Annotated in this window: 6 protein-coding genes; 2 read left to right on the top strand and 4 right to left on the bottom strand. The window is 33.8% G+C overall.

Translation table 11 applies throughout. The annotated features are described in order from the left end of the window. Window positions 1-45: 45 nt before the first annotated feature. Both ACR0QS_RS08725 and ACR0QS_RS08720 read right to left on the bottom strand, forming a co-directional pair. Window positions 46-696: a DUF4405 domain-containing protein gene (locus tag ACR0QS_RS08725; RefSeq protein WP_432633053.1), complete on the bottom strand. Its 651-nt coding sequence runs from the start codon at window positions 694-696 to the stop codon at window positions 46-48. A 2-nt stretch (window positions 697-698) separates the two neighbouring features. Beyond that, window positions 699-2192 (bottom strand): flavodoxin, encoded by a 1494-nt coding sequence (locus ACR0QS_RS08720; protein ID WP_432633052.1) that lies wholly within the window; start codon window positions 2190-2192, stop codon window positions 699-701. Window positions 2193-2452: 260 nt separating this feature from the next. On the opposite strand from ACR0QS_RS08720, the gene ACR0QS_RS08715 reads away from it, so the two are divergent. Then, a complete protein-coding gene (locus ACR0QS_RS08715; protein WP_432633051.1) occupies window positions 2453-2605 on the top strand; it encodes a hypothetical protein in 153 nt (50 codons plus the stop codon). Window positions 2606-2715: 110 nt separating this feature from the next. Here ACR0QS_RS08715 and ACR0QS_RS08710 read toward each other — a convergent pair whose 3' ends face one another. Beyond that, window positions 2716-3387 (bottom strand): OmpA family protein, encoded by a 672-nt coding sequence (locus tag ACR0QS_RS08710; protein WP_432633050.1) that lies wholly within the window; start codon window positions 3385-3387, stop codon window positions 2716-2718. Between the two features lie 254 nt (window positions 3388-3641). Here ACR0QS_RS08710 and ppdK point away from each other — a divergent pair, with 254 nt between their 5' ends. Beyond that, on the top strand, window positions 3642-6629 hold the full coding sequence (gene ppdK / locus ACR0QS_RS08705) for a pyruvate, phosphate dikinase (RefSeq protein WP_432633049.1): 2988 nt from the start codon (window positions 3642-3644) through the stop codon (window positions 6627-6629). Between the two features lie 212 nt (window positions 6630-6841). Here ppdK and ACR0QS_RS08700 read toward each other — a convergent pair whose 3' ends face one another. Continuing rightward, the gene (locus ACR0QS_RS08700; RefSeq protein WP_432633048.1) at window positions 6842-7534 is read right to left on the bottom strand and encodes a hypothetical protein; all 693 of its coding nucleotides are present in this window, start codon (window positions 7532-7534) and stop codon (window positions 6842-6844) included. Between the last annotated feature and the right edge of the window lie 330 nt (window positions 7535-7864).

Below are 7864 nucleotides of genomic sequence, written 5' to 3'. Positions count from 1 at the left end.
ATTATATATAAATTATTTATAAATTAAAATAAATTTTTATAAACTTTATTTTTTATTCATAAAATTACTAAATAAATAAAAAATCTGACAAATTGCAAAAGTGATAATAGAATATTCGATATAAAAAATCGCAAGATTAAAATTATAAAATTCTTTCGGAATCATAAACATTGATTTCCAAAGCTGGCTCTTAATAAAATAAAATATTCCCAAAACAAGAAATATAAAAAATAAAAAACGATATAAATAAAGCAAATATTTTTTATTCTTTTCTTTTATAATTCTAACAAGTTTTTTGAATGACGAATTTGTATGAAGTCCCAAATGCAGTCCCATAAAAATAAATCCCCAAGCGGTAGACGAAACATGCAAATCTCTTGCAAATTGAGTCGCTATGAAAGGAGAAAACGCAAAAACGCTTCCCGACATCATTACGGAACTTATAGCCATTAAAATCATAATACCAAGCAAAATAAAATCTATCACGGCAAAAGATTTTCTTGTCCAATTATATTTTCCTTTCCCGAGTCCCGCATACCAGCGAATATTTAATAAATGATGAATTATAAAGAGGGCAAATAGAATGCATCCACAAACTCCATGCAGGAATAATCCTCCGCCCGCTCTATAACTCATTAAATATACGAATATAATAAACATTATTATATCGATTAGAATTTTTATTTTTCTTTTCATTTTTAATTTCTTTCTCTAACTCCGTTTTCCGCAAGCCATTCGGAAATTCTGCCCGAAAGTCCTCTTCCGCCCGAATAATTGAATTCGAGTCCGAAACCGACATAAGAATCTTTAACCAATTTTGATAAATCCGAAACGCTGTCTCCAAACATAGTTCCTCCATGACTGCTGAAAGGAATAATAATTTTTCCTTTTAAATCGTATCCTTCGACAAAAGTAAAAATCGGCATCGGCATTGTAGCCCACCAAGTAGGATATCCCAAAAGTATAATATCGTATTGTTCCATATTTTGAACTCTGCCGTTTAATCTAGGGCGAGTATTTCTATTTAAATCTATTTGAGAGACTTCGTAAATATTCCCGCGGTAAGGTCTTTCCATTCTTATTTCAAATAAATCTCCTCCCGTTTTTTGTCGAATAATTTCCGCCGCGTTTTTAGTGTTTCCGCTATAGGAAAAATAAGCGATTAATATTTTCGGATTCTGCGGCGCTCTAATATTCAAAGAGTAGGTTGTAGTTATAGTATCGTTTATCGCTTGAGAATTTCTCGCTATACGAAATCCCAAATTTTGGTCTTTATCCATAGGATTTGTAGCCGAACGATACGCGCTCCTTAAATGTTTTCCAAAATCGTTATAACCTCCTCCCCTATTTACTCTGAGCGAACCGCTAACTGCTCCCGCTGGATTTGTTGCATTTCTCGTGTCGTAATCTCCGTAATAATCGAAACACCATTCAGAAACATTTCCATGCATATTATAGAGTCCGAACTGATTTGCGGGCAGGCTATTAACATTAATCGTGCCGCCTCTATAACTGCTCGTTACAACGCTTGAATCTTTTCTGTTTACATAATTTTCTTCTATTAAATAAGGATAGCTTCCGTAAAAGTTGGCGTTTGCGCTCGTTATTTGATTTCCGTTATTGAATACGGTAGTCGTTCCCGCTCTCGCCGCATATTCCCACTCGGCTTCCGTTAAAAGTCTGTATCCGTTGGCGTTTCTATTCCATCGAACCGTGCTTCCTTCTATAGTATAAACTGGAGTAAGCCCTCGTCTTTCGCTTAATCTATTGCAATAATTTATCGCGTCAAACCAAGTTACATTTTCAACGGGAAGATTATCGCCCGAAAAATGACTCGGATTATTTCCCATTATCTCTCTATAATCTTTTTGAGTCACTTCATAAGGGTCAACATAAAAAGAATTTATAGTCACAGTATGCTGCGCTTCGTCTCTATCTCTCTGTCTTTCGTTAAGTGAACTTCCCATATTGAAAGAACCGCCTCTTATTAAAATGAGATTGTCGGAAAATTGAGTATAGCTTTGAATAGAATCAATATTATTTTCTTCCAATTCAATAGCTTCCATACTTTCTAAATTATTCGATGTTTTCATTTTATCCTCCGTATTAAATAAATAGATTCCAAAACCAGCAACTAAAATTATTGCGGTTAAGGTTAAAGTAATGATTTTAATTTTTTTGTTATGTTTCATGATAACCTCTTTTTAATTATTATTTATAGAAAATATATTTATTATTTTATTTTAAAGCAAATACTTTTGTTTTATAACTAATTATGCTTAAAAAGTATAGGATTAAAAAACATTCACGCTTACAATAACGAATTTTTTATTTTCAACTATTGACAAAAAATTCTAAATATGGTATTTACGATTTTGACGATGGTTATACATTCACTATGACTAAAGTAAATTAATAGTAAGAAGTTTATTTGAAAAAGGGAGGTGAGAATATGGGCAAAAATCACAGAGCGGATATAAAAAATCCTAACAAAGGAACTGCTGGCACAAATAGAACCTATGACCAAAATCAAGGAAATAGAGGAAAACAAATGAATGTTAATTATCCTAATAATGCCAATAGTTCAAATAAGCCTAAAAAATAATTTATATTATTTTTAGAATAAAACCGAGTTCTTTATCTTTATTGATTAAAGGCTCGGTTTTTTATTTAGCTATCGCTGTTGCCAAATACATGGAAATATATTTTTTAAAATCAATTATTTCTGAAATAATTATTATAAATATTAATATCGTTGGAATTTTCTATAATAATAAATTCGACTCTTCTATTCAAAGCGTCATCATCGTAAGGATTGATTAAATTCTGAACGCCTATATTTATTAATTTCGTTCTCATAACATTTGTTAAATATGACGATACCGCTCTAGCCCGCAAATATGACAAATCGGATTCGTTTCCTCTGTTTTCGTATAAATATAATATATCGTTCGTTCGGCTTAAATTATAAAACGAAGGGTTTGTAGTTTCTCTTCCCGAGCCGTCCGTATGTCCTTCGACTATTATATTCATTATATTTGTCAACCCCAATAAAGAAGAAACATAAATTATCGTTCTTCCGTATCTGTTGGCATTGACTCTATCGCTGTTTTGCTCGAATAAAATATTTTCTGGAATTATTAAAACTTTTCCTCTTGCGGTTAATTGATATTGATAAGTAATTTGAATCGTAGGCGCGATGTTAGTTTGAATTTGATTCGTCAAAATATTATTTGTCCTCGTATTGTTTCGCTCCGTATTATTAGTATTTCTTTCTTCTCGCTCGTTTCTTTGATTTTTTGAATATATGACTACGGAACTTTGACAATTTAATACGATAATTAACGAAAATAACAAAAATAAAAGACTATATATTTTATCTCTCATAATAATTTATAATTCCTCGTTTTCTCATAATAATATTATACAATAATTTAAAATTAAGTATATATTAAAAATCGTTATATTTAATAGTCGACTTATTCGTTCTAAAATTTTAATCGCATTCATAGTTATATTTGATTAATTTTTTTTAAAAATTTTTTTAATAAATTTTTTAAAATAAAATTGACAATAAAGAAAATAAAGATTATAATATTATTAACAAAAAAATTTAAAATTACTTTTAACGGGGGCTTATTATGGCATCAAAAAAAATGGTTTACTTTTTTGGGAACGGTAAGTCGGAAGGAGCTAAAGAAACCAAAGCGCTTTTGGGCGGAAAAGGTTTGGGTTTGGCTCAAATGACGGAAAGCAAAGTTCCAGTTCCAGCGGGTTTTACAATCACTACCGAAGTATGCGATTATTATTCAAAAAATAAATCGTATCCAAAAGGTTTGGAAAAACTCGTAGACGAAAATATCAAGAAACTTGAAAAGGCTATGAATATGGAATTCGGAAACGAAGAAAAGCCTTTATTGGTTTCGGTTCGTTCGGGAGCGGCAATTTCAATGCCAGGTATGATGGACACAATACTTAATTTGGGCATCAACGAAAAAGTCGTTAATGGAATGATAAAGAAAACTAATAATCCAAGATTCGCATGGGACGCTTACAGAAGATTTATTCAAATGTTCGGAGATGTCGCTATGGGAGTCGACCACGATAAATTCGAGGAAATATTAGACAATGCAAAACATTCTATAGCTGCCAGAGTCGGCAAACCAGAAAAAGAAGTTAAAGATACCGATTTGAATGTGGACGATTTGAAAGAAGTCGTAGTTAAATATAAAGAAATGTATAAAAGAGAAATGGGCGAAGATTTTCCAGAAGAGCCTAAAGTTCAATTATGGCATGCGATAAACGCGGTGTTTAGGAGCTGGAATAATCCAAGAGCGGAAGCCTACAGAAAATTAAACGATATAAGAAATCTTTTGGGAACTGCGGTTAATGTTCAGGCGATGGTATTCGGAAACATGGGAGACACTTCGGCTACAGGAGTATGTTTTTCTCGTAATCCAGCTACGGGCGAAAATAAATTCTACGGAGAATTTTTAATTAACGCTCAAGGAGAGGATGTAGTTGCGGGAATAAGAACTCCTCAAGAAATCACGCTCGAAGGAAGTTTGGATTGGGCGAAAAATAATAATGTAATCGAAACTGATAGAAAAGAAAAATATCCTTCTCTCGAAGAAGTTATGCCTAATGTTTATAAACAGCTTGTAAGTTATAAAAATCAATTAGAAAAATATTACAGCGATATGCAGGATATGGAATTTACGATTCAAGAAGGCAAACTCTATATGCTTCAAACAAGGAACGGAAAAAGAACGGCTGCCGCTGCGGTTAGAATAGCGGTTGAACTTGCCGAAGCTAAAATAATTTCAAAAGAAGAAGCTATATTAAGAGTAAATCCTTCCGATTTGGACCAACTTTTGCATCCTACTTTCGACCCTAACGCTAAAAAAACTGCTACGATTTTGGCAAAAGGATTAAACGCTTCACCAGGAGCGGCGGTTGGTAAAGTGGTATTTGCGGCGGACAGAGCGGAAAAACAAAAAGAAGCGGGAGAAAATGTAATACTCGTTAGAATAGAAACAAGCCCTGAAGATATTAAAGGTATGAATGCCGCCGAAGGTATTTTGACGGCAAGAGGAGGAGCGACATCTCATGCAGCGGTAGTCGCGAGAGGAATGGGTAAATGCTGCGTTGCGGGATGTAGCGCTTTGGATATTGATTATTCTGAAAAAATCATGAAAGTCGGAAATGAAACCGTTCACGAAGGAGATTATATTTCAATAGACGGTTCTACGGGAGAGGTAATGCTCGGACAAGTTGCGACTAAAGAAGCGGAAATGTCCGAAGACTTCAAAAAACTTATGAAATGGGCTGACGATATAAGAAAATTGGAAGTTCATACAAATGCCGACACTCCTCATGACGCTCAAATAGCGCGAAGTTTCGGAGCGGAAGGAATCGGATTATGCCGAACGGAACATATGTTTTTTAACGCCGACAGAATCAAAAGCGTTAGACAGTTAATACTCGTTGCAGAAGATGTTAAACAATTGCAGGCTCAAATAAACGAAGCGGAAAAAATGGGAAAAAATAATTTGGTTAGCGAACTTCAAAATGCTTACAGAGAACCAAAAAGACTTTATGACGAAGCTTTGAATAATTTATTCCCAATGCAAATGGAAGATTTTATAGGAATATTTAAAGCGATGGACGGCTATCCTGTAACGGTTAGACTTTTGGACCCTCCTTTGCATGAATTCATTCCTCATGAAGATTCTCAACTTGAAGAACTTTCAAGCGATATGGGAGTTCCTTTCGACAAATTAAGAGCGATAAGAGACGGTTTGACTGAAGCTAATCCTATGCTCGGACATAGAGGATGCCGACTTGGAATAACTTATCCAGAAATATACGATATGCAGGCAAGAGCGATAATAGAAGCTGCGGTTAAAGTGAGCAGAGACGGAGTTAAAGTTCATCCAGAAATAATGATTCCTTTGGTTGGAACTTTGAAAGAGCTAAAAATTATTAAAGACAGAATAATCAAAATAGCCGAAGAAGTATTTGAAAAAGAAGGAGTTAAAGTTTCTTATAAAGTTGGAACTATGATAGAAGTTCCGAGAGCCGCTTTAGTTGCCGACAAAATTGCCACGGAAGCGGAATTCTTCTCATTCGGAACTAACGACTTGACTCAAATGGGCGGCGGTTTCTCAAGAGACGATGCGGGCAAATTCTTAAAAGATTATGTCGATAAAGAGATTTACGAAAAAGACCCTTTCCAATCTTTAGACCAAGAAGGAATTGGAGAGCTTTTGAAAATAGGGGTAAGTAAAGGAAGAGCTACAAATAAAAAACTTACAATAGGAATATGCGGAGAGCATGGAGGCGACCCTGCGACCGTTATGTTCTGCCATAATATAGGTTTGAATTATGTAAGCTGTTCTCCTTATAGAGTTCCTATTGCGAGACTTGCGGCTGCTCAAGGCGTTATAAATCAAAAAAATGAGTTAAAGAAAAGCGTCAAAAAAACCGTGAATAAAGCGGTTAAAAAAGCCTCTAAAGATATAAAGAAAGCTGTGAAAAAAGCGAGTAAAACGGTAAAATCCGCGGCTAAAAAATCTACGGTTAAAAAAACGACTTCAAAGAAAAAAACTACTTCTAAAAAAAGATAAAATAAAGATAATCTTTTGAAGTTTTAGGCTTGCATATTTGATTATATGCGAGCCTTTTTATTTTTATGATTATTTAATATTTAAGTAGAACAAAATAAAACGAGGCAATCTATTTTATTTGTATTGCTTATACTACAAAAAAAGAGGACGCCGTTTCGACATCCTCCTATGATAAAGCAAACTTTTTATATATTGTCTAATTAACTTTTTCCTTATCCTATCTTATCTATTGTTTTACTATCATCTGAACTATCTAAAAATTTACCTTTTAATGCAAGCGTTAGCGTATAACTTGTTCCTGCGCTATTTTGAAGTTTTAAAGTTAATTTACCGCCGTTATAAAATGTGGCTTCTGTTCTAACATTTCTGTTGGTAAGAAGCGGACATTCAAAAACACGATAACCAGCACTCGTATTATTAGCGTTTCTAGCGCTTGGAAGTTCGTAAGTTCGACTATCCGTTTCTGTTTTAAGCTTTAAAGCGTTAATAATACTGCCAGAGCCATCGCCCATTCTTACAACTTGAGCCTTAACTTTTCCGTCTTCGGATTCAAAATAATATCCTCTAAAATTGTAAGAACTTATATTATCTCCTAACTTCTTTATTTCTTCGTCTGTAAGTGTATTACCATTATTACCTGCTGAACCGCCTGTTTTATCTGCCGTTGGGTTGTTTTTATCGATTGTATCTTGGGAAATGTCTATAATATCGGTTTCAAAGTCGTTCATTCCCGTTGGTTTCTTTTTACATGCAATGAACACTATTGAAATTAAAACCGCAATGGCTATTAGATATAATAAGCCCTTTCCTTTCCTTTCCTTTCCTTTCCTTTCCTTTCCTTTCCTTTCCTTTCCTTTCCTTTCCTTTCCTTTCCTTTCCTTTTTAACTGCATTAATTATTGTCATGAAATTCTCCTCGCCGTTTGGCTATTTCTTTCGCCTATCGACTTTTTTTTAAATTTTCTATACATATGATAACAATTATTTTTGAAAAGTCAAATATTTTTTTATAAATTTAATTAAACCGTCCTAAAGCGTCATTGCCGTTAGGCACACAGAGTGTGCGAGACTTCGTAAGAAGTCGTGGCAATCCACTTCTTAATAGCAATGGGCTTCCAAAAGGGACGCATAGCGAAAGCCTGTTGTTATCTACTTTACAATTTTTATTAAATTCTCAAAAAACAAATAACTTAATCAAATAACAATTATTACTTTCTATTTATCGACTTTTAGATT

This window comes from Brachyspira sp. (genome assembly GCF_050873525.1).
Taxonomy (GTDB): Bacteria; Spirochaetota; Brachyspiria; order Brachyspirales; family Brachyspiraceae; genus Brachyspira.
This window is presented reverse-complemented; position numbering and strand designations above follow the sequence as displayed.